This is a genomic window from Olsenella sp. kh2p3, assembly GCA_900119625.1.
GTDB lineage: Bacteria > Actinomycetota > Coriobacteriia > Coriobacteriales > Atopobiaceae > Tractidigestivibacter.
Genome location: FPKD01000004.1, coordinates 1 through 22,735, shown reverse-complemented (window position 1 = coordinate 22,735; position 22,735 = coordinate 1). Strand labels below are relative to the sequence as shown.

Genomic DNA, 22,735 nt, shown 5'->3' with positions numbered 1-22,735 from the left:
CCCATTATCGCGCGGCGTCACGCGCGTCCGCGAGCGCAAAGTCGATCCTTCCGCGCGGGACGTCCGTCTCGGTGACCAGCACGCGCACGCGCGTGCCCAGCCCCCACACGCGACCGGACTCCTCGCCCGTAAGGGTCATGCGGTCCTCGTCGTACTCGAGCCATTCCCCGCCAAGGGCGCGCGCGGGCAGCAGCCCCTCGGCGCAGGTCTCGTCGAGCATGACAAAGAGTCCAAAGCGTTCGCAGCCGCACACCACGCCAGAAAACACTTCTCCCACGTGGACTGCGTAGAGCTCGGCCATCTTGATGTGCTGGCTTGCGCGGGCAGCGGCATCTGTGGCGCGTTCCATCTGCGAGCACGTGGCACAGAGCTGCGGCAGCTGGCCTGCAATCTGCCCCTGCTCCTTGCTGCCAAGCGTGCCGGCGAGAAGCGCCTTGAGCGCGCGGTGCACAAGCTCGTCCGGGTAGCGCCTAATGGGGGATGTGAAGTGGCAGTACGCCTGCGCCCCCAGGGCATAGTGCCCCTGGTTGGTGGGCAAATAGATGGCACGCTTCTGCGCGCGGAGGAGAAGCGCGCTGGCGAGAAGCTCGCCGGACGTCCCGCGGGCAGCATCAAGAACGGCATTGATCGCCTCGGGCTCGCCCGCAATGAGCGCTTCTCGTTGGGCGTTGCCGTCAATGAGCCCCAGCTCCATGAGGGGACGGACCGTTGCGCGAAGGTCTTCCGGCGACGGTCGCTCGTGCACGCGGTAGGCGCAGGGCACCTCGCGGTCTGCAAGCATACGAGCCACGGACTCGTTGGCAAGAAGCATTGCCTCCTCAACCAAGCCGGTCGCTCGTGTGCGCGTACGCACGGTCACCCCGGTAGGATGCCCCTCCTCGTCGAGCGTGACCTTTGGCTCCACGATGTCGAAGTCAATCGAGCCGCGCTCCTCGCGAATGCGCTCGCGGAGGCCGCGGATGCGGTCAAGTACGCGCAGCGCCTCCTCGAGCACCTGGGCGTCCTTTTGGTCCTCGTGCAGCGCTGAGGCATCCACGCGGCCGGCGAGCAGGGCATCCACGGTGTCATAGTCAAGGCGCGCGGTCGAACGAATTGCCGAAGTCATGGCCTCGGCAGCCACGAGATTGCCGGCGGCATCAAGCTCCATGCGCACGCTCATGGCCAGGCGGTCCTCGTGCGGCCTCAGCGAACACACGTCGTTGCAGAGGCGCTCGGGAAGCATGGGCAGCACGCGGTCGACAAGGTAGGCCGAGCAGGTGCGGCGCTTTGCCTCATTGTCGATGGGGCTGTCCCAGCCCACGTAGTGCGTCACGTCGGCGATGTGCACCCAGAGCTCAAAGCCGCCATCCTGGAGGCGCGTGGCAAAGACCGCGTCGTCGAAGTCTCGCGCGTCGGTGGGATCGATGGTCACGCAGCGAAGAGAGCGCAGATCCCGACGGCCGGGCTCGCGCTTCAAGGCCTCCTCGACACCGGCTTGGATGCCCTCTGCTTGCGCAAGTGCTGCCGGCGGGAACTCCGTGGCCAGCCCATAGGAGGCAATGACGGACTCGATATTGAGGTCAAGCTCGTCCGAGGAGCCAACGCGGCGCTCGATGGTCACCACAGCGGCGCTGTTGCGGGTTGGGTACTCCGCGATGCGCGCAACCACCACGTCGCCCTCCCCCACGCCGAGACGGGCTGGCGAATCATCCTCGGGAACAACAAAGAAGTCGCGGCCAAGGCGTGCGTCGAGCGGCACCACGGCACCCAAGGGGCCTGCCGGCTCAAAGCGGCCAAGGAAGGTGGTCTGCGCTCGGGTGATGACGCCCTGCACCAGGGCGACCTTCTCGCCACCACGGGCGGGGAAGACCGATACCGTGACCTCGTCGCCGTTCATGGCCTCGCGCAGCCCCCGACGAGCAACGCGAAAGGTGCCCTCGGGTGTCTCGACCGTCGCCATTCCGGGCCGGGACACGCGCAGCGTACCGGTAAGCGTAGGCGAGCGGCGCATGGCCGCCTTCCCGCCTCCGCGCCGGTGACCGCCGCCACGCCGAGCCCCCGGTCGTCTTCTGCCCATGAGTCCTCCTTGAGAAAACGGGGCGGCGCGAACAAGCCGCACCGCCCCAACTACCAGCAAGTCTTTAGTGCCCGCCTTAGACCTTGAGGTAGCGCCTCATGGCAATGGCAGAGCTAAAGAGGCCAATGAGAACGCCAAGGATCAAAAGGCCGCCGTAGGTGAGGTAAAGCGCCTGGGGCGACACGTAGAACGAGAGGAACTTGAGGCTGTTCTCGAGCCTGGGCATGACGTAGCTCATACCAGCCGCAAGCGCGGCGATGGCAAGGCCCGCGCCAATGAGCGACTCCAGCGTGCCCTCCATGATGAAGGGCCCTCGTATGAAGCCGTTCGACGCACCAACCAGGCGCATGATGGCAATCTCCCTGCGACGGGCGGTGATGGCAAGGCGAATGGTGTTGTTGATGAACACGAACGCCACGAAGATGAGAAGCACCACGAGCACGACGGCGGCAACGCGCACGATGTTGGTGACCGAGAAGAGCTTCTCGACGGTGTCGCGGCCGTACTGGACATCGCTCGAGGGATTGTCGGGCGTATCGCAGACAGACTGGAAGGTCTCGTCGGCAATGAGCTTCTCGGCCGTGCCCTCAACCTCTTGCGGGTCGGTGAGTTTGATCACGAGCGAGGCCGGAATGGGGTTCTGCCCATCGAGTGCGGCCACGGCATCGGAGGCGTTCCTCTGCGACATCGAGGTGCGGTACTGCTCGAGGTTCTCGTCCTTGCTGCGGTACGTGACGGACTCGACGTTGTCCCAGCCCTGGATCTCGGACTGGAGCTGCTCAACGGCGGTCTGGTCGGCATCGTCGGCGAGGAAGGCCTGGATGGTTACCTTATCCTCGACGCTGCCCACCATGTTGCTGAGCACGTTAGATGCAAGGACAAACGCACCGATGATAAAGAGCGAAAGGAAGATGGTGACGATTGCGCCGAGCACCGTTGACCAGTTCCTGCGGAAGTGGTGGCCGGCCTCGCGCAGCGAGTAGGTGAAGTTAGAGGGCACCATAGTAGCCGTAGCCTCCCCTCTCCTGGTCGCGGACAACATGGCCAGCTTCCAGCGCAATGACGCGCTTACGCATGGAGTCGACCATCTCGCGGTCGTGGGTAGCCATGACCACGGTTGTGCCCTCGCGGTTAATGCGGTCGAGCAGCTTCATGATGCCCAGCGAGATGGCCGGGTCGAGGTTGCCCGTGGGCTCGTCGCAGATGAGCAGCGGCGGACGGTTGACCATGGCCCTTGCAACGGAGACGCGCTGCTGCTCGCCACCGGAGAGCTGGTCGGGGTAGTTGTCTTGCTTCTCGGCAAGGCCAACAAGGCGAAGCACCTCGGGGACCTGCACGTTGATAACGGCGCGCGGCTTGCCGATGCACTCAAGGGCAAAGGCGACATTCTCGTAGACCGTCTTGTCCGGCAGGAGCTTGAAGTCCTGATAGACGGTGCCAATCTGGCGACGGAGGTACGGAACCTTCTTGTTCTTGAGCTTGGTGAGGTCCTGGCCGGCGACAAGAACCTGGCCAGAGGTCGCGCGGCGCTCGCACGTGATGAGGCGCAGAAGCGACGACTTGCCCGAGCCGGAGTGACCCACGACAAAGACGAACTCGCCGGGATAGATGTCCAGGCTCACGTCCTCGAGGGCGGGCTTGTTGGGCTGGGCCGGATAGATAAGGGTCACGTTCTTGAACGAGATGGTAGGGGTGCCGGTACGTGGTGCGACAGGCGCGTCGTTTCCAGCGAGAGATGCAAAGACGCTGGTGTAGGGACGCTGCTCGCTCGTGGAGTCTGCAGGATCGGATGCCGTGACGACGTGGACCGCCTCTGGTGCGTTTTCTGTTGCGGCAGGCGTCTGCGACTCGTCCGCGTTCTCGACGGGCTCGATGTCTGGCACGTTGCTTACAATGTGCCCGCTGGGGGGCACAAGCCTCATGCCATCCTCGCCTGACCCCTGTCGCTCTGTGCTGCGAAAGTGGTTGGCCACGAAAGCTCCTTCTTCTTGCATAGCAGATGCAGATACATCCGCAATGATACCAAGCACTGGCGTAACGACATGCGAGCAGCCTTGCACGAACAGAGAACACGCAGATAGAAGCCACAAGAAGGCCACAGGCATATCAAGCAATACGTCTGAGTCGTTAATGTTATGGCTATAATTTAAGCCATAACATGAGCCTAAGGAGGTTTACCATGGCGGCGCTTACACTGGGTCTTGCAGAGGCAAAGAACAACTTCTCCAAGGTAACGGCAGAGGTCAACCGAACCGGACGTCCCGTCACGGTACTCAAGAACAACAAGCCGTGGGTTGTCATTCAGCCAGCATCCGCAGCTTCCAACATCGTTGATGTTGCCGTCGACTTCATGGATGAGTACTCGTCGGTATTCTCAGAGCTCGCAAAATGACAGCCGCAACGCCCTTCTCCAAAGAAGTCGTCTTGGCCATTCACGCCGAAGCTATAAAAAAGTTTGGAGGCGCCACGGGCATCAGAGACGAGGGGCTGCTAGATTCTGCCCTAGCTCAACCATTCCAAACCTTCTCTGGCGCAGACCTCTACCCGGGAAAGATTGATAAAGCCTGCCGTTATGCTTTTGGGATTATCAAAGACCACCCATTTATCGACGGCAACAAGAGAACCGGAGCGGCACTCCTCGGCACATACCTCAGGATCAACGGAATCGGCTTCTCACCAGAGCCCGCCAGTTTCCTTCGGGCAATGATGAACGTTGCGGACGGAAGCATGAAATACGAAGACCTCGTCAGCTGGGTAAAGTCAGTTATGTAACCGTTGAACAATATCTTTATTCACAGCAGGCGCCCGCGACGGCCGTTACACCGTCGCAGGCACCTGCATGAACGTTGTTTCTCCCACCTCTAGGCGCGGACAAACTCCTCGACCTGACGGGCAATGCCGGCGCCGTCAAGGCCAAAGTGCTCGAGAAGCACGTCGCCGGGAGCGGAGGTGCCGAAGCTCCTCATGCCCACAAGACGCATGGGCGTTGGGCGCTTCTCCGCAAGAAGCGATGCCACAGCAGAGCCCATGCCCGTCTCGACCATGTGCTCCTCGACCGTAACAACGCGACCGGTCTTCTCGGCGGAGGAAAGAATAACGTCCTCTGCGAGCGGTTTAACCGAGAACACGTCGATGACTTCGGCAGAGATGCCGCTCTGCGCCAGGATGTCAGCCGCGGCCAGCGACTGTGCCACCTCGACGCCACAAGCGAGGATGGTAACGTCGGTCCCCTCGCGCAGGACGCCCGCATACGGGAGCCCGCCAACGAAGGACTCGTCGTAGACCTCGGGCACCTTGTGACGGCCCATGCGCACGTAAACCGGACCAGGCGTGGTAGCGGCAATGCGAATGGCCGCCTTTGCGGCGCGGTAGTCTGCCGGCACGAGAATGCGCATGTTGGGGAGTGCCCTCATCATGCCGATGTCCTCGAGCATCTCGTGCGTCGCGCCGTCCTCGCCCACCGTAATGCCGGCGTGCGTGGGGCACACCTTCACGTTGAGGTTGGAGTCGCAGATGGTGTTCCTGATCTGGTCGTAGCAGCGGCCGACTCCAAACACGGCAAAAGACGCCGTGAAGGGGATGCGCCCGGTAAGGGAAAGACCCGCAGCCACGCCAATCATGTCCTGCTCGGCAATGCCCACGTCCACAAAGCGATCGGGGTATGCCTTCTGAAGCTTGTTGGTGGTGGTTGAACCGGCAAGGTCGGCGTCGACCGCGCAGACGTTCATTCCCTCGTTAGCCAGCTCGACGAGCGTCTCGCCAAAGGCTTCGCGTGTTGCCCTCTTACCCATGGCTAGGCCTCCTTTTCGATCTGGGCGCGCTCTGCATCGAGGTCGGCCAGCGCAAGCGCGGTCTCTTCCTCGTTGGGAGCCTTGCCGTGCCAGCCTGCCTCGTCCTCCATGAACGAGACGCCCTTGCCCTTGATGGTGTCGCACACAATGGCAGTGGGCGCCGCCGAGAAGGCGAGCGCGTCCTCAACCGCGGCGTGCAGGCGCTCGATGTCATGGCCATCGGTGTGGATAACGTGCCAGCCAAAGGCCGCAAGCTTGGCGTCGACGTCACCCAGGGAGTTGACCTTGCGAACATCGCCATCAATCTGCAGGTTGTTGAGGTCGAGGAACATGGTGAGGTTGGAGAGCCCGTGGTTGGGGGCAAACATCAGCGCCTCCCAGTTGGACCCCTCCTGCAGCTCACCGTCACCGCACACGCAGAACACGTGACGCGGGCGGGAGCCCTCTGGTGCGTCCGCCTTGAATCCCAGTGCCGCGCCGGCGGCAATGGAGAGTCCCTGTCCAAGAGAGCCAGAGCAGACCTCTACGCCCGGCAGCGCGTTCCTGTCGGGGTGTCCCTGCAGACGCGTGCCAAGCTGGCGGAGCGTCCCCAGCTCGTCATCGCGGACCCAGCCAACCTGGTGGAATGCGGCATAGAGCGCCGGCGCTGCATGGCCCTTCGAGAGAATGAGGAAGTCCCTCTGGGGGCTTGCGGGGTCATCCTCGTCGTAGTTCATCACACCTGTGAAGAACAGCGTCGCAAGGATGTCCGTGCATGACAGCGACCCGCCGGGGTGCCCCGACTTTGCCTTCGACACCATGGTGATGATGTCGTGGCGCATCGAGTTTGCGATGAGCCGCACCTCGTGCGTCGTTCTCGTTGTGCTCATGTGTCTCCTCTCGAGACGGTCGTGGCTAGGCCTGCTCCCCTGTGACCTTAGCCCAATCCGCGTCGAAGCGCTCGCGACCTTGGTCGGTGAGCGGGTGGCGCAGGCACTTCTTGAGCGCGGCGAAGGGCACGGTTGCAATGTCTGCACCCAGGAGAGCCGCCTGGGTCACGTGGTTGGGGGTGCGCACGGAGGCGGTGATGATCTCGGGGCCGTCCTCCTCGTCCCAGTAGCCGTAGGTGTAGTTCTTGACGCACTGAACCACGGTAGCGAGCTGCTGGATGCCGTCGTCGCCAATGTCATCGAAGCGGCCAACGAAGGGGCTGATGTAGCGGGCGCCGGCAGAGGCGGCGAGAAGCGCCTGAGGAGCCGAGAAGACAAGCGTCATGTTGACGCGGATGCCCTCCTTGGCAAGCGTGTGCGTAGCGGGAAGGCTCTCCTCGCAGATGGGGAGCTTGATCACGATGTTGGGTGCGAGAGAAGCGAGGCGCTCGCCATCGGCAATCATGCCCTCGGTGGTCTTTGCCTGGGACTCCGCCGAGACGGGCAGTCCCTCGCAGATCTTGCAGATCTTGACCATGTGGTCCTCGAAGTCGGCCAGCTTTCCGCCAGTCTTTGCATAGAGCGACGGGTTGGTGGTAACGCCGGCGAGAACCCCCCAGCTCTCCGCCTGCTTGATCTCGTCCAGGTCCGCTGTGTCAATAAAGAACTTCATGACGATCCTCCCTCAACTTGCCATGTGGACCGCAAATATGCGGCATATTCCATGCTATGCAGAGTCCTCGTGAACGAGGCGTACCTACCGCCCACCTGTCGGCTTCGGTCCGTGAACGCCGTGAGGTATGCAGGTTAGGTGATGGGGGCGCAGCGTCGCGATAAGAGAAGCGGCCGTGCAGGGCAACGCGCACGCGAAGACCCACACGACCGCCTTTCTGGCATCTATGGTTCTGACCTAGACCTACTCGCCCATCTCCGCGCGGGTTTCGTCGATGATGCGGCGCACCTCGGCGGCATTTGCGGCGATCTCGTCCGCGGAGCCCTTGGTGAGCAGGCTTCCCATGCCGCAGGTGTCAACGCCGGCGCGCACCCACTCGGCAAGGTTGTCGAGGTTGATGCCACCGGAGGCCATGAGGGGCATCCAAGGCGTGGGGGTCTTGAACAGCTTCACGAGCTGGACGCCATAGGTGTTGGAGATGGGGAAGCACTTGATGTAGGCAGCGCCCATCTCAAGGCCCTTCACAGCCTCGGTGACCGTAGTGCAGCCCGGCGCATAGGGGACCTGGTAGAGGTTGCACACGCGCGCGACCTCCTCGGACTCCATGTTGGCCACGACGAACTCGGCGCCCGACATGATGGCGAGGCGGGCGGTGGCGGCCTCCATCACGGTGCCGGCGCCAACGCACATCTTGTCACCGTACTTGGCCTTAACAGCGGCAATCACGTCGCCGGCATTAGCGTTGGTGTAGGAGATCTCCATTGCGGGCACGCCACCCCTGACCAGGCCGTCCGCGATCTCCAGGCCGCGCTCGACGGTCTCGACCCTCACGACGGCGAACGCGCCGATCTGCGCGAGTCTCTCGGTGACCTTGGCCTTCTGAAGCTGCATTTTTTTCTCCCTCTTTCTCGCTATACCTGCACGCTACTCGTGCGCGATGCCGTAGTGGTCGAGCATGGCGCGGACCTTCTCGTCCACCTCGGGCGTGGTCTCCGCCACGGGCCTCCTGGCCGGGCCCACGGGGACGCCGGCGAGCTCGAGAGCGCGCTTGAGCGTCTGGGGCGTGGAGCCCATGTGCAGGACGTCGCGGATGGGCTCGACGTCTGCCTGGTAGGACGCAGCGGCCTCGGAGTCGCCCTCCTCGAGGGCGCGCCACAGCGACACGACTACGTTAGTGATGAGGTTGGCGGTACCGGCGATGGCGCCTGAGGCGCCGAGCGCATGGGCGGCGGAAATCTTGCCGTCGGAGCCCACGAGCACGTCGACGTCCTTACCCCTGGCGGCCTCGATGTAGGCGGCGAGGTTCTCCATGTTGCCGGAGGAGTCCTTCACGCCCTTGACGTTGTCGATCTCGGCGACGCGCGCCACGACCTCGGGCGAGAGGTTGGTGCCCGTGGACTTGGGGATGTTGTACATGAGCACGGGAATCTTGACGCTCTCGGCGACAGCCTCGTAGTAGCCCTCGATCTCGGCATCGGAGACCTTCATGAAGTAGGGGTTGATGACCGAGACGGCTGAGGCGCCGGCGTCCTCGGCGCGCTTGGACATCTCCACGGCCTCGCGCGTGGAGCAGGAGCCGGTTCCCACGTAGACGGGCACGCGGCCGGCGACCTTCTCGATCACGAACTTCGAGAACTCTATCTTCTCGTCCGGCGTGCACACGTGGAACTCGCCGTTGGAGCCGAAGGTGAAGATGCCGCTCGCACCGCCCGCGATAATCCTCTCAACGAGCTGCTCGCCCGCCTCGTAGTTGATGGTCTGGCCTTCGTCGCGCCTGAACGGCGTGACCATGGGGACGATGACCCCGGAGAACGTTGACATGCTTGAAACTGCCTTTCTGCCTGTCCTTACGGATGGGTCTACTACTTGCCTGCGCGGATGGAGGCGCCGAGGGCTCCGCCTGGGTGCCAGGTGACGTACTTCTCGGGAGTGAGGCCAAACTCGTTCTGCAGCAGAATGGAGAGGCACTGCAGCTCGATGACCTCGGCCAGAATGGAGGCGCGTGGCGGCTTGTTCATGGAGTCGCCCTCCTGCTTGACGCCTGCGACTAGTACAACGTCACCCTGCTGGGCAAGCCAGGACTGCGGGTTGCCCGTGAGGGCGATGATCTTGGCACCATTCTTCTTGAGGCAGGTGACGGTAGCCTTGAGCTCGCCGGTCTCACCAGAGTTGGAGATGGCGATCACAATGTCGCCAGGAAGCACCTGGCCAGCACTGCCGTGAACGCACTCGGTCCCGTGAAGCTCGTAGGTGGGCGTGCCGGTCGACGAGAAGAGCGAGGCTGCATAGCCGGATACGTGGCCAGGCTTGCCGATGCCCGTCACGTGCACGCGGCCACCATTCTTCTCGGCGTCGAGGATGAGCTGCTTGGCGGCGCTCAGGGCATCAAAGTCGATGCCAGCGACGTACTCGTCGAGCGAGGTCTTCACAATGCCGAGGAACTCCTCGACCTGCTCCTTATCAGTTGCCATTGTTTCCCCTTTCCTTCTATGTAGGAGCCGGAATCGTTCCGGCGCTACTTCTTTTCCTTGACGTGGTGACGTGCCAGAGTCTCGCAAATCTGGGTTTCCAGGGAGCCAAGCGTGTCTGCCATGAACGGGCGCGTGATGCCCAAGTAGAGATAGCCAGACGGATGCTTGACCCAGTCGCCCCAGAGGAGGAGGCGAATGGAGTTGCCCTGACGCACGGTCTTGTAGAACTTGACGTCCTTGTACGTGACGACCGTGGCCTCCTTGGGATCTGACTTCTCGTAGATGTAGACGTACTTGCTGCCAAAGTCGACGACTCCGGTCTTCATGAAGAACTTGCCGAGGAACCTACCCATACGCTTTGACACGAACCACGCGGCGGTGAGCGACAGGATGAGCGCCAGGAGGAACCACACGTTGCCGGAGGCGTTGGCCACAACGCCAAACCAGAAGGTGAGGAAGAGCAAGGCGAGCACCGCAAGGAGGAGGAGCACGCCCTGAAGCAAGAGCCTCTTCCTGTCCTCCCCAACCGAGAGCTCAAGCTCGTCCTCGGGCAAATCGGGAATGGCTATTGGCTTGGCCATCCCGATGATGTCTCCGAGAACCGCGTCGCTCGCCCTTCTCGCCTTGTCGGCGGAGGAGTCCTGAGCGTGGCCCCCGATCTTCTGCGGACCCTTCGAAGGCTCGGTGGATGCAGCCGGCTTGCTCTTGTCGGCCTCGTCGCGCTCGACGGCTTTGGGGTTGGACCTTGCGGAGGATGCTTTGCTGTTTTGCTTCTTATGTGCCACTGGTCTCCCTTCGTGTTGCCCACACCGGTGTCGTTGCGTCCGATGGGACCGCTTGTTCCCAGATTGGCGAAGGGGCGCCCGTGGCGTGCCGCGGGCGCCCCTGAAATCAAACGCTAGGGCTGAGTAGGAAGTGCAATTCTGGTTCCCGTACGACTAGGCGAAGAGGCTGCCGATGCCGTAGATGATCGAGCCGACAATGTTGTAGTCGACGTTGGGGAACGAGGCGCCGGCGATTCCGAGCGAGGCGAACGCAGGATAGAGGATCAGCGGGCCGGCGCAGAGGAAGATGCCAACGAGGAACGAGCCGAGCAGGGCGCCACGCCAGCCACCGTAGGCATAGCCGCAGACGCCGCAGGTGCCACCAGAGAAGAAGCAGATGCCGGCAGCAGGAATCATGATGGTCGGGCTGTGGAAGGCGACCATGAAAGCCATGGCAACGAGGCCACCGAGGAACGAGCCGATGAAGCCGATGATGACGGCGTCAGGCGCGAACGGGAAGATGGCGGGGCAGTCGACGGCAGGACGGGCATCGGGGATGAGCTTCTCGGAGATACCCACGAAGGCTGCGGTGATCTCGGCGATGAACTGACGCACGCCGTAGATCAGGACGGACATGCCAGCGGCGAACTGGAGGCCAGCGAGGAACGGCCAGATCCACCAGATGTCGTTGCCGAAGTAGGAGGTGAAGGGCTTGCCGTTGGCAAGGGTGTCACCAAAGTGACCGGTCACGAAGCAGGCGATGGTCACGATGTAGAAGAGCACGATCATGAACAGGGCCACGGAGAAGACGAAGTCACGGAAGAGCTTGAAGAACTCGGGGAGGTTGGCCTCCTTGACCTCGTTGTTCTCGATCTCCTTCTCGTTCTTCTTGGCGAAGAGCTTGCCGCAGTAGCCGGAGAAAGCGTAGCCGATGCAGTTGAAGTGACCGATGGCGAAGTCGTTGGAGCCAGTGAGCTTCTCAACGAAGGGCTGGCAGAGCGACGGCAGGGCAGCGCCGCAGAAGCCGAGGACAACGCCGCCGCAGATGACGGTGACGGCGATGGGGGCGCCCAGGGCGATGAAGACCAGCGCGAGGACGCAGGCGAAGTACAGGAAGTGCTGACCGGTCAGGAAGATTGCCTTCCAAGGGGTGATCTTGGCGAATACGAGGTTCATGACGAAGCCGAAGACCATGACTAGGGCGACCTCGGTGCCGTAGGTGTCAAGCGCGAGAGAGGTTGCGACCTCGACCTGCGTCACGACGCCCTGCACGTTGAAGGCGGTGGAGAACATGGCGCCAAAGGTGGTGATCTGTGCGGACATGGCGCTGGAGCCGATGTTGAAGATCATGAAGCCGATGATGGTCTTGACGGTGCCGGCAAACGTATCAACCGCCGACTTCTTCTGCAGGAGCAGGCCGACAAGGGCGATGATGCCCATAATCAGCGCTGTGTCCCTCATCTGCATGAGGAATGCGTTCAGCATGTGATAATCCTTCCGATGAAACTGCGGGTTCTCCCGCTCGTGTGGTGCGTTGTCCTACCCAGCTACGTGTTTGCTACCTGCGGGGCTCCTCGCCCTTGTGCTCGTCAAGCCACGCGTGAAGCTTCTCGCGGATCTCGTTCTTGTCGACGAGGTTCTTGATGCCAATCGCGGAGGGAACGCGGGGATCCTGGGAAAGCTCCTCGGTGAGGTCGATCATCGTGATCACGAGGTCGCCACGGAAGCCGATGATGGAGTCGAGGTTGCCGTGCTCGGTCTCGATGGGGAGGTTGTCCTCTTTGATGACCTGGTCGCACTTGATCTTGAGCATCATCGAAGAGCCCATGCCAGCGCGGCAGCACACCAGAGCGTGATACTTGCGGTCCATTACATACCCCTTTCCTTAGCGTGGACAAGGTCCACGACTTCCTTTGCATCCTTGCAGGCGTCGAGCTTGGTAAAGAAGTCCGGATCGGAAAGAAGCTCGACCAACGACTGAAGCGCACTCAGATGCGAGTCGTTGTCCTTCGCGCTGAGCGGGAACAGGTACTTCACCGGATCGTTGTCCTCGCTGCCAAACTCGACAGGATTCTTGAGCGTCACAATACCCACGGCAGACTCGAGAGCTCCGCTCTCGGGACGGGCGTGCGGGAGCGCCACGTGCTCCGTGATCACGATGTACGGGCCAAGTTCGTGGACACCCTTGATGATGTCGTCAACGTAGCCCTCCGTCACCTTGCCATTGGCAACCAGAGGAGCCGTTGCCTTGCGAATGGCATCCTCCCAGTCGCTCGCCTCGACGTTGAGCTGAACTAGGCTCTCATCGAGAAGATCGCTGAGCATGCAACCACCTACCCTTCCTTGAATCTCGGGCAACCACGTACGGCCGCCCCTCAATGACCGTTCGTAACTGTGACACTAAACGAACACCTTCGCAACTAATTGTTCATATTCTCGGCGCAAATTTTCCCCAATGTCGCTCAGCGGTCTATTGAATCATTGTGCATTCATGCTTTCTAGCTGCGGTTTTTAATATTTTATTGAATGATGTATCACTTAATAGTTATATATATGTAACTATTTTTATGTAATTACGAACGAAATTTACGAACGATAAAGCATTGTTCATCTTATTGATATAAGCGAAAAATATAGGTATTAGAGCATCAATCTTTATGTTCGATTGACTATCAATAGACATTTTCACTTCGTATAATTGATTCCGCCAGCGCAGTGTTATGGAGGGCGGAGGCGGACATGAAGAGAAGCAAGGCCTATATTGCCGCTCGCAGGGATGCCATAGTCGCCCTTCTCGAGCGAAAGGGTCAGGTGGGCGTGGCAGAACTTGCCGACCACTTTGGCGTCTCGACCCTCACCATACGGCGCGACCTTGATTATCTGGAGGAGCAGCACGTACTGTCGCGGCAATACGGCACCGCGACATTACTCAATCCTCTCGGGCGCCCCTCGGGCTCACGCCAGATTCGTGCCAACAAAGCCATTGCGCGCGAAGCCGCCAAGCACGTGAATGACGGCGACTGCATCTTCATCAACGCCAGCTCCACGGCACTTTCCATCATCTCGTACATCACGGCGCAGGACGTGACCGTTATCACCAACAACGCGAAGGCGCTGCTCCTCACCGAGCGCCCAAACGCATCGATTATCCTTACCGGCGGCGAGATTCGACCCCCAAAGGCCTCCATGACTGGGGAGTTTGCACTCGAATGCGTGAAGCGCATCACGGCAACCAAGTGCTTCTTGGGCGTGACGGGCCTCTCGCCCACCTATGGCCTTACCTCCGCAACCGCCCCCGAGCCCGCAGTCAACGCGATGATGCTCGAGCGTTCACGCGTGCACGTGATAGTTGCGGACTCTTCGAAGATTGGGCAGACATCGAGCTTCCAGTTTGGATCCACCGATGAGGTCGACCTGCTCATCACGGATTCCGGCGCTACCGACGAGCAGGTTGAACAGCTTAAGGAGTATGGCGTTTCGGAGGTCATACGGGTCGACCTTGGTCCCAGCTCGATGCAGCTCGCCGAGGATGAGGCGGAGCTGCGGGAACCCTAGAGGTGCCTAGCGCTTCTCGATGCTCTTGAAGCCCTCCCCATATACCTCGTGAACCTCAGCGATCACTACGATTGCATCGGGATCCGTCTCGGCAACTATTTCTTTGAGGTGAGCAATCTCACCGCGCGAAAGCACGCAGAAGAGGACGGGCCGCAGCTCACGGCTCCACATGCCCTTTGCCTCGAGCTCGGTGCAGCCTCGGTCAAGCTCCATCAGAATCTGCCGGGCGATTCTCTCATGCTTCTCAGAGATGATATAGGCTGCCCGCTGGACGCGCGGACCATCTACCACGGCATCGACCACGCGTCCGCAGATATACATCGCAACCGCGGCATAGAGCGCGTTCTCTATCGAGAAGACCGGCGCCGAGAGAGCGACGATGGCGCCGTCGACCACAATGGCCATGCTCCCAACGGATGCCCCCGTCTTTCTCGCTATCAGCTGGGCGATGATGTCGGTCCCGCCGGTGTTGCCACCCGTTCGAAAGACCATCCCAAGGCCAACACCCGTGATGACGCCGCCCCACAGCGCGCAGAGAAGGAGGTCTCCCTCGCCCAGAATGGGAACAAGGGGAACTATAGCGTCGGTGAGCACGCCCGAGACAATGATTCCCGCTGCGGTGAGAACGGCGTAGCGTTTGCTCCCCGACTTGACCACGTAGGCAAAGAGCAGGACGTTCATGACAATGGACTGGATGCCCACTGGAAGGTTGACCCCCACCTGAAGAGCAAGGGCATGAAACACCGTTGCCAGGCCCGTAATTCCACCAGCAGCCAAGCCGTTAGGGATCTCAAAGCAGTCGAGACCAAAAGCAAAAAGGAGCGAGCCAAAGAATATGAGGGCGGCGTCGAGCGCCACCTCGCGCCAGCTGAGCTTTCTCACTGCTCCGGCCTTCCGGCAACCACCCATCTGTGATAGGCAATGATGAACTTGTCGAGGTCGCCGTCCTGGAGGACCGAGTCAACATTGCCGGTCTCCATTCCCGTGCGCAGGTCCTTCACCAGCTGGTAGGGATAGAGAACGTAGCTTCTGATCTGGTTGCCAAAGCCAATCTCGTGCTTTGGCCCGCGAAGCTCGTCGAGCTCGGCAGCGCGCTTCTCAAGCTCCATCTCATACAGGCGGCTGCGAAGAATCTTCATCGCAAACGCCTTGTTCTGGAGCTGGCTTCGTTCGTTCTGGCACGTGACAACCGTACCGGTTGGGATGTGCGTGATGCGCACGGCAGAGTCCGTCGTATTGACACCCTGGCCACCGTGGCCGGTTGCATGATACACGTCGATGCGCAGGTCTTTGGGGTCGATATCCACCTCAATGTCATCAGGCAGTATCGGCAGCACCTCCACGCCAGCAAATGTGGTCTGGCGGCGCTTCTTCTCGTCAGTGGGAGAGATGCGCACCAGGCGATGCACGCCCTGCTCGGCGCGAAGCATGCCGTAGGCGTTGTGTCCATGCACCGTGAAGGTGGCATGGTCTATGCCGATGACCTCCGCCTGAGGCGCGTCGTTCACGTCTACCGTCCAGCCGCGCCTGTCGCAGTAGCGTAGGTACATGTGGAAGAGCATGTCGCACCAGTCCTGGGCCTCAAGACCACCTTGACCAGGTGTCACCGTCACAATTGCGTCACCGTGGTCGAGGTCATCGGTGAACCAGCTGGAGAGCTCAAGCTCGGTGAGGTCATGCTCGAGGGAGGAGGCAATCGAGGCGGCCTCGGCGAGAAGGTCATCGTCTGAGGTCTCCTCGCCAAGCTCGAGAGCCGCGCGCGCATCCTCTAGCTTTGCGCGAGCCGCATCGATGCCGGCAACGTCGGACTTTGCAGCTGAGAGGCGCGCCATGGTCTCGCGAGCCGCATTGGCATCGTCCCAGAAGCCTGGTGCCATGCTCTCCTGCTCGAGCTGTGCGACGGTCCCCCGCAGCTCGTCAACATGGAGGTAGCCCTCGACCTCGTCGAGCCGTGCGGATAGGGCGTCGAGTGCAGAGCTATCGATGTCGGCCATGGCTACCTGTTCCTGCCGTGGCAGTTCTTGAACTTCTTGCCGCTACCGCAGGGGCAGGGGTCATTCCTCCCCACGCCAACGTAAGGGTCGGGATCCTCGTCCTTGCGATAGGTGCGAGGCTTGCCGGCGCCGGCGTTGGCATTGCCGTTGCCGCCCTGCTTACGCGGTGCGTCTGCGGCAGAACGGCGTGCAGGCACACTGTGGTCACCATCGACCTCGGCAGGACCGGAGTACTGGGCACCGCGCAGCTCATCGGAGAGTGCCTCGTCATCCCCCTGGGGCTTAGCAGGAGCCGTGGGCCGCACGGCGATCTCAATGCGGAGAATGGTGCGGAGAAAGTCCTCGTACATGGTATTGACCAGCTCGGTAAAGGCGGCGTAGGCCTCGCTCTTGTACTCGACGAGCGGGTCGCGCTGGCCATAGCCACGCAGGCCAATGCCAGTCTTGAGATAATCCATCTCCTGCAGGTATGTCATCCAGCGCGTATCAATTACGCGAAGCATAACCTGGGCCGAGAGGTCGCTCATAATCTGGTCGCCCAGGCGCTGCTCCTTCTCCTTGTAGCAGGTGTTTACAAAGGCATCGACGGCATCGGTGATGTCTCCCTGGTCGGAGTCAACCGTGAACGTAGGTCCGTCGGTACGGCCCGTGAGGTCGCGCACCCACTTGTCGAGGCCTGCAAGATCCCACTCCTCCGGATCGGCCGTCTCGGAGCAGTACTCGTTCACCTTGCGTTGGACGGTATCGTAGGTGACCTCCTCGACGTGGCTCATGAGGTCCTTGCCGTCCAGGATCTTGTTGCGCTCCTCGTAGATGACCTGGCGCTGCTTGTTCATAACGTCATCGTAGTCGAGGACGCTCTTACGCATGGCGAAGTTGACCTCTTCGACCTTGCGCTGGGCGCTTTCAACCGCGCGCGTCACGAGCTTTGACTTGATGGGCATGTCGTCGGGCATGTCGTACTTGGTCATCATCGCCGAGATGCGGTCCATGCGGTCGCCGCCAAAGAGGCGCATGAGGTCGTCCTCAAGGGAGAGGTAGAACTGGGTCTCGCCGGGATCGCCCTGACGGCCAGAGCGACCTCGCAGCTGGTTGTCAATACGACGGCTCTCGTGGCGCTCGGTACCAATGACGGCAAGGCCACCGGCGGCAACCACGTGCTCGCGCTCCTTATCGCAGATTGCCTTCGCCTTCTCGAGGGCGGCAGCGCGCTGTTCCTCGGTGGGTACGACTGGCTCCTCGCCCTCCTTCACTGGTGCATAGAAGCCCTGCTCGCGAAGCATGTCCTCGGCCATTGCCTTGGGGTTACCGCCAAGAAGGATATCCGTACCACGGCCAGCCATGTTAGTTGCAATGGTTACAGCGCCCTCACGGCCCGCCTGCGCAACGATCTGCGCCTCGCGCTCGTGGTACTTGGCGTTGAGGACGTTGTGCTTGATGCCACGCTTGTCCAGAATGCGAGAGAGGCGCTCTGAGTTCTCGATCGAGACAGTACCCACAAGACACGGCTGCCCCTTGGCGTGGCGCTCGGCCACGTCATCGGCGACAGCGTTGAACTTGGCAGCCACTGTCTTGTAGACAAGATCGTCGTGATCCACGCGAATGACGGGCTTGTTGGGCGGAATCACCTGCACGGGGACGTGGTAGACCTCGCGGAACTCTGCGTCCTCGGTCATGGCAGTACCAGTCATGCCCGAAAGTTTGTCGTACATAAGGAAGTAGTTCTGGAGGGTGATCGTGGCAAGCGTCTGGCTCTCTTCGCGCACGAGGACGCCTTCCTTGGCCTCGATTGCCTGGTGCAGGCCCTCGGAATAGCGCCTACCCTCCATGATGCGGCCCGTGAACTCATCGACAATCTTGACCTCGCCATCGACAACCACGTACTGCTGGTCACGGTGGAACATGTACTGCGCCTTGAGGGCCTGCTGGAGGTGGTTCACCAGCTGTCCGGAGGGATCGGCGTAAATGTCATCGATGCCAAGGTTGCGCTCGATCTTCTTGAGGCCCTCGTCAGTCGCAGCAATGGTGTGCTTGGCCTCGTCCATCTCGAAGTCAACGTCTGGAGTAAGGCCACGGACCGCGCGGGCAAAGTCCTTGTAGGTACCTGCGGATTTGGTTCCCGCGCCAGAGATGATAAGCGGCGTGCGCGCCTCGTCGATAAGGATGGAGTCAACCTCGTCGACGATCGCATAGTGATGCCCGCGCTGAACACGAAGGCTTGGCCGCGTAACCATGTTGTCACGCAGGTAGTCAAAGCCAAACTCGGAGTTTGTGCCATAGGTAACGTCTGCCTGGTAGGCAGGCTTCTTTAGGTTGAGCCTCATACCATTCTGGAGCAGGCCTACTTTAAGGCCCATGAAGCGATAGATCTGGCCCATCCACTCGCTGTCTCGCTTGGCAAGATAGTCGTTCACAGTCACAATGTGTACGCCCTTGCCCTCAAGAGCGTTGAGGTAGCCAGCAAGCGTTGAGACCAGGGTCTTGCCTTCGCCGGTCTTCATCTCGGCGATGGTGCCGCGATGCAGCGCGATGCCGCCAATAATCTGCACGTCAAAGTGACGCATGCCCGTCGTCCGACGGGACGCTTCCCTCACGGCAGCAAATGCCTCGGGGAGAAGGTCATCGAGCGTCTCGCCGTTTTCGATGCGCTCGCGGAACAGCTTTGTTTGGCCGCTCAGTTCCTCGTCGTCCATGGCGCTAAAGCGCGGCTCGAGGTCGTTGACATGCGCGGTGATGCGCTGGTATTCCTTGAGGTCCTTGTCGGCTCCAGCGGAAAGCAATTTGGAGAGAAAGTTTGGCATGGGCAGTCCTTCATACTGTTTGATGGGCGGTGACTATCCACCGGCACATGCATTTTTCACTTTACCCATAGCAAACTCACCGTGGTGGCGAGGGGCATGGTCTCACTAAAAGCGCACTGTATTCTCGGTGTTAATCGTGGGGAAACCAAGCTCGTATAGGCGGATAGGAAATTTAGTCCCCTTCGGATCGAGCGGCGGGGCCACCTTTTGCCCCATTCCCTTTTGCGCTCATCGCCTTCCGGAGACGCTTGGAGGGCGGCATGTGTGTCCTATCGACAAAGCGAACGGCAAACCTCTTGTAGCGCTGCTCGGCTTCGAACACTCTGCCACTTGCCCTTAATGCCTGTATGAGAACTTCAACGGCATCTTCGCGCAGGTCATCCACGGCTGTTGCCGCATCGGCAAGCCTGGCGGATATCCTATATCTGCCAAGTCTCAAGGCGGCCTCTGCCCCCGCGACCATAGCGTCAACGTAAAGCTCGCGAAGCTCCTGCCGGCGCGCCACAACATATCCCATAAAGTCCCGCGTGGGCACAAAGAGGTCCCCCGTATAGAGCTTCTCAGACCTTATGGCGGCATCCAATACACGCATGTCATCTCCCTCAGATGCCAGGGCTTCCCTGGCGGCCTCCTCAAACTCCAAGAAATCGCATTCGATGACTGCAGGATCGAGCGAGACAGACCTGTCGCCCCTACTTGAGAGGAAGGGGTCAAATCCCGGCGCCACTGCCGAGATTTCCTTTCTCAATGTACTCGTTGCCTGGTAAATCTTGTCAAGACCTGCTTTGTAGTCGCAATCAGGCCAGAGCTGCTCAATGATTTCGTACCTCTTTGCTGAGAGCTTTGGATGCAGCGCAATAAACACCAGCATCGCCTTGGTGGCACGTCGGTCGATATGCCATTCAGGCACCTGTTTACCATCAACGTTGAGCGAGAATCCACCGAGAAGACCAAGCTTCAGCCTAACTCCCAATGCCGCCTCGGCAAGTCCTTCATCATCACAACGGCCCGCAGGCTGTCTTCTCGGACGCACGGTAATGCTGGAGGTTGACTGGAGCAATGGAATCGGCGGAATCGCAGTCGCCCAAGTATGGGGAATTAGGTTCCTCAGACGCTCGGGAACATCGCCTTTCCCCGAGAGCAAAACCCTAAGGAGCCAGATTTCGTCACTGGGTAGGGCAGCGCCTCCACGTATTCGCTGCGAATCCTGCAGGTCTTCGTCTCCGCCAAGCGCAGAGCGCACAAGCTTGGCAACAGCAGAGAGCTCCCCAGTATCGCATGTGTCCTCCCAATTGGGTGGAACCGCGCCAATGCCCATGCTCGAACCCGCAGCTGCACAACACAACACATTGGCTTCCGCTTCAAGATGGGCAAACCCTGCGCGTCCCGCAGCCCCTGCCGCAATAGCACTTCGTAGTCCCGCGCTTCGATAATCGCCCTGCACATATTCGACCGCGGCACCCATCATGAGGGCAGCCACGCGAATCAGCTCATTTCCTGACCGCTCTGCTTCACTTACCAGGGCATCTATGGACGAGAGGTCGCACGAGCCATGCGCAAGCGCGTCGAGCGCCAATAGGAACGTCTCTTCATCCCTGAGAGCCGAGTAGCCATCTCGCATGAAGAACTCTCGCGCCAAGGAGTCCGAAATGCAATCGCTCATTCTGTCATCCCCGAGAAGAACGCAGGCAATAGCCATATCGAGCCGCAACAGCGCAGTCGCAAGCGAACCCTCCATACTTGAAAACACACGCGGCCCCACAAGGCGCTGGACAGCGCCCGGGCGTCCATCGCGCAGCAGCTGAACCGCCTGCAAATGCGCAGCAAGACCAATGGGTTCCACGACATCATCGCCGCGCGAGGAAACACTCTCGCCAGCAAGCACCGCACGGCACCCCAGGAGGAGTGCATCCGAAGGCGTCACGCCAGCGAGAGAAGACAACTCTGACCGCTCCTGCGAGGATATAGTCTCGGGAAGCCTAAACCCCGGATCCCCAAGAGCCGATAGAACCAATTCGATAGATGCCGCGCGCTCAGAAGTTATAAGAGACCGGGCTTGCGCCTGCCCAACTAATCTCCGAATAAGAGCAACCTCCCCAACGTCAATGAATTCCTCAGCGTGCCCAAGGATCACAGAGGCAGCCGCCTCGGAAGAAGAAATGCGCGCAATGGCGGCTGCCCTATCAAACGCGCCCCTCTCAACCAGCATTCTAAGCGCTGAATCAAAAAGCGCTGACAAGGGAGCTACCTTTGGGGAAAGCGAAGCGCTGCACGCATTAACACCATCGAGAGTGTCAATCCCAAAACACCTAAAAGATGCGTCATGACAAGAGATTCCAAAGAGAGGGGCACTCTCTTCAAGGCCGGCAGCAATCTCACTTGGATCTATGCACGTCACGCTTGCAACGTCGTCAAACGTCCCACTACCAAGGAGAAGCATGGCAAGTCGCGTCGATATCTCATCATCGAGAAGGCCGGGGCGCAAGGTTGCACCAACGAGGTGCTCAAGCGCTTCGAAATACGTACTACCCGCAACAAGCGTATCGACATGAGAGGTGCCGTTATCACGAAGCAGTGCACTAACAAGCGAGGGAATGCCACCAGTAAGAGAACGTACATCATAGAGAGGATCACTTGGCCCAAGCTCAAGGACGTCGCCAACGAGAAGGTCACTGGAGGTAAGGCGAATTGCACCAGAGAGTCTTTCAGCGAGTAAATCGTCTTCTGGCAGCAGGCTAACGGCAACGGATGCTCCAGAAGTTACCATTCTTGAAATCGAAGCGGCCTGCCGATCAACAACAGATTCATCGCCCGCAGGCACATCATCGAGAGCGACTCTGACAGACTTGCCAGCAAGGCACTCCCTCTCAACCTGTCGAGCCAAACGGGCGAGCCGACGAGCAGCCGAGGTGCCATCAATACCATAAAGCCGGAGATAGTGCGTGGTTGAAGAATTTCGCCCTTTGCTGACGAAAGACCTAAGAGCGGTTGACTTTCCCATCCCTGGCTCAGAGCACATGACAAGCAGATCTGAAGTTCGGGGTTCGGATAGAAATGAAGACACCAAGCGTGGAGTAAGGCCCCACGAAGAAAGTCTCCTAGAAATGCAGTCCGACACCTCATCAACGGGCACAACGGCAGGACGGCGATGGACTTTGATAGACATAGCTCAACACCTCACCCTTCCAAATGCTCTATGGGAGGGCGGTACACAAGAACGGTCACCACCCCCCAATGGAAACCGGTGACCGAAAACTATCATTGATATGTCGAGCGTACGAGAGAAACCGGATGAACGGCAAACAAATATTGTCAGAAAGCTGCAAGCAAGCCGTAAGGCGGACAGCGACGCCCACCATGCCTAATAAATGGGCCGCGCCCCGGGCCGGGCGCGGCCCAGGCATGCGGACGAGGGGCCAGGCGCAAAAGGAAAGGGGCCCCGCGCTCGGCGCGGGGCCCCTCCTGGCGAAAACGCCCCCAGTCGGCCAGCGGCGTCCTGGTCTCCCACGGGCTGGACCCGCAGTACAATCGGCGCTCGGGGGCTTAACTTCCGGGTTCGGGATGGGACCGGGTGTGCCTCCCCTGCCATGGCCGCTGGCCGTCTGGGGGCGTTCTGCCTCCGGGGTGGTCCCACCGTGCCCTGGGGGCCGCACAGCGCGCGCAAGCGTCGAGTCCCCCCGGGACCGCCCATGGGAAGGGCATGCGGAGGAGCTCGGCCGATT

The 22,735-nt window shown here is 60.5% G+C and carries 20 protein-coding genes, 1 rRNA gene and 1 pseudogene; 3 read left to right on the top strand and 19 right to left on the bottom strand.

The genetic code is table 11. From position 1 onward, the window contains the following. Positions 1 to 4: 4 nt before the first annotated feature. The 3 genes from rnr to ftsE form a co-directional block, all read right to left on the bottom strand. On the bottom strand, positions 5 to 2,056 hold the full coding sequence (rnr, locus tag BT122_RS05945; protein ID WP_072355075.1) for a ribonuclease R: 2,052 nt from the start codon (positions 2,054 to 2,056) through the stop codon (positions 5 to 7). A gap of 76 nt (positions 2,057 to 2,132) precedes the next feature. After that, on the bottom strand, positions 2,133 to 3,059 hold the full coding sequence (ftsX, locus tag BT122_RS05940) for a permease-like cell division protein FtsX (protein ID WP_072355074.1): 927 nt from the start codon (positions 3,057 to 3,059) through the stop codon (positions 2,133 to 2,135). Further along, positions 3,046 to 4,029 (bottom strand): cell division ATP-binding protein FtsE, encoded by a 984-nt coding sequence (gene ftsE, locus BT122_RS05935; RefSeq protein ID WP_072355073.1) that lies wholly within the window; start codon positions 4,027 to 4,029, stop codon positions 3,046 to 3,048. Before ftsE ends, ftsX begins: the two co-directional genes overlap by 14 nt. A gap of 206 nt (positions 4,030 to 4,235) precedes the next feature. Here ftsE and BT122_RS05930 point away from each other — a divergent pair, with 206 nt between their 5' ends. Both BT122_RS05930 and BT122_RS05925 read left to right on the top strand, forming a co-directional pair. Beyond that, entirely contained in the window at positions 4,236 to 4,448 is a 213-nt protein-coding gene (locus BT122_RS05930; protein WP_072355072.1) for a type II toxin-antitoxin system Phd/YefM family antitoxin, read from the top strand. Then, the gene (locus BT122_RS05925) at positions 4,445 to 4,828 is read left to right on the top strand and encodes a type II toxin-antitoxin system death-on-curing family toxin (protein ID WP_072355071.1); all 384 of its coding nucleotides are present in this window, start codon (positions 4,445 to 4,447) and stop codon (positions 4,826 to 4,828) included. Before BT122_RS05930 ends, BT122_RS05925 begins: the two co-directional genes overlap by 4 nt. Before the next feature lie 89 nt (positions 4,829 to 4,917). Here BT122_RS05925 and BT122_RS05920 read toward each other — a convergent pair whose 3' ends face one another. From BT122_RS05920 to BT122_RS05875, 10 genes are all read right to left on the bottom strand, one after another. Beyond that, on the bottom strand, positions 4,918 to 5,847 hold the full coding sequence (locus tag BT122_RS05920) for a transketolase family protein (RefSeq protein WP_059056054.1): 930 nt from the start codon (positions 5,845 to 5,847) through the stop codon (positions 4,918 to 4,920). 2 nt (positions 5,848 to 5,849) lie between these two features. Beyond that, entirely contained in the window at positions 5,850 to 6,716 is an 867-nt protein-coding gene (locus BT122_RS05915) for a transketolase (RefSeq protein ID WP_072355070.1), read from the bottom strand. 25 nt (positions 6,717 to 6,741) lie between these two features. Continuing rightward, on the bottom strand, positions 6,742 to 7,428 hold the full coding sequence (locus tag BT122_RS05910; protein ID WP_072355069.1) for a transaldolase family protein: 687 nt from the start codon (positions 7,426 to 7,428) through the stop codon (positions 6,742 to 6,744). A 243-nt stretch (positions 7,429 to 7,671) separates the two neighbouring features. Next, a complete protein-coding gene (locus tag BT122_RS05905; protein WP_072355068.1) occupies positions 7,672 to 8,319 on the bottom strand; it encodes a beta/alpha barrel domain-containing protein in 648 nt (215 codons plus the stop codon). Between the two features lie 33 nt (positions 8,320 to 8,352). After that, entirely contained in the window at positions 8,353 to 9,249 is an 897-nt protein-coding gene (locus tag BT122_RS05900) for a dihydrodipicolinate synthase family protein (protein ID WP_072355067.1), read from the bottom strand. A gap of 41 nt (positions 9,250 to 9,290) precedes the next feature. Next, on the bottom strand, positions 9,291 to 9,899 hold the full coding sequence (locus tag BT122_RS05895) for an SIS domain-containing protein (protein ID WP_072355066.1): 609 nt from the start codon (positions 9,897 to 9,899) through the stop codon (positions 9,291 to 9,293). Between the two features lie 44 nt (positions 9,900 to 9,943). Then, on the bottom strand, positions 9,944 to 10,684 hold the full coding sequence (locus BT122_RS05890; RefSeq protein WP_072355065.1) for a hypothetical protein: 741 nt from the start codon (positions 10,682 to 10,684) through the stop codon (positions 9,944 to 9,946). A gap of 153 nt (positions 10,685 to 10,837) precedes the next feature. Continuing rightward, positions 10,838 to 12,148 (bottom strand): PTS ascorbate transporter subunit IIC, encoded by a 1,311-nt coding sequence (ulaA, locus tag BT122_RS05885; protein WP_059056063.1) that lies wholly within the window; start codon positions 12,146 to 12,148, stop codon positions 10,838 to 10,840. Between the two features lie 73 nt (positions 12,149 to 12,221). Next, complete coding sequence (locus BT122_RS05880; RefSeq protein ID WP_032111303.1) at positions 12,222 to 12,533, bottom strand: PTS sugar transporter subunit IIB; 312 nt, start codon at positions 12,531 to 12,533, stop codon at positions 12,222 to 12,224. Then, positions 12,533 to 12,988, bottom strand: a complete 456-nt coding sequence (locus BT122_RS05875; RefSeq protein WP_072355064.1) for a PTS sugar transporter subunit IIA — start codon at positions 12,986 to 12,988, stop codon at positions 12,533 to 12,535. Before BT122_RS05875 ends, BT122_RS05880 begins: the two co-directional genes overlap by 1 nt. 414 nt (positions 12,989 to 13,402) lie before the next feature. On the opposite strand from BT122_RS05875, the gene BT122_RS05870 reads away from it, so the two are divergent. Then, complete coding sequence (locus BT122_RS05870) at positions 13,403 to 14,218, top strand: DeoR/GlpR family DNA-binding transcription regulator (RefSeq protein WP_059056068.1); 816 nt, start codon at positions 13,403 to 13,405, stop codon at positions 14,216 to 14,218. Positions 14,219 to 14,224: 6 nt separating this feature from the next. Here the strand turns inward: BT122_RS05870 and BT122_RS05865 are convergent, their stop codons facing one another. From BT122_RS05865 to rrf, 6 genes and pseudogenes are all read right to left on the bottom strand, one after another. Further along, on the bottom strand, positions 14,225 to 15,100 hold the full coding sequence (locus BT122_RS05865) for a YitT family protein (protein ID WP_286130321.1): 876 nt from the start codon (positions 15,098 to 15,100) through the stop codon (positions 14,225 to 14,227). Then, positions 15,097 to 16,212, bottom strand: coding sequence for a peptide chain release factor 2 (gene prfB / locus BT122_RS05860; RefSeq protein ID WP_072355062.1), 1,116 nt, complete (start codon positions 16,210 to 16,212; stop codon positions 15,097 to 15,099). Before prfB ends, BT122_RS05865 begins: the two co-directional genes overlap by 4 nt. Positions 16,213 to 16,214: 2 nt before the next feature. Continuing rightward, positions 16,215 to 16,286 carry an SEC-C metal-binding domain-containing protein gene (locus BT122_RS11320; RefSeq protein WP_071784273.1) on the bottom strand — a complete coding sequence of 24 codons (72 nt, stop codon included), beginning with the start codon at positions 16,284 to 16,286 and terminating at the stop codon, positions 16,215 to 16,217. Between the two features lie 129 nt (positions 16,287 to 16,415). Beyond that, positions 16,416 to 19,013 (bottom strand): annotated as a pseudogene (gene secA / locus BT122_RS05855) (preprotein translocase subunit SecA); the annotation flags it as partial. Positions 19,014 to 19,185: 172 nt separating this feature from the next. Continuing rightward, the gene (locus tag BT122_RS05850; RefSeq protein ID WP_177242200.1) at positions 19,186 to 22,014 is read right to left on the bottom strand and encodes an AfsR/SARP family transcriptional regulator; all 2,829 of its coding nucleotides are present in this window, start codon (positions 22,012 to 22,014) and stop codon (positions 19,186 to 19,188) included. 482 nt (positions 22,015 to 22,496) lie between these two features. Then, positions 22,497 to 22,612: ribosomal RNA gene (rrf, locus tag BT122_RS05840) — 5S ribosomal RNA — on the bottom strand. Between the last annotated feature and the right edge of the window lie 123 nt (positions 22,613 to 22,735).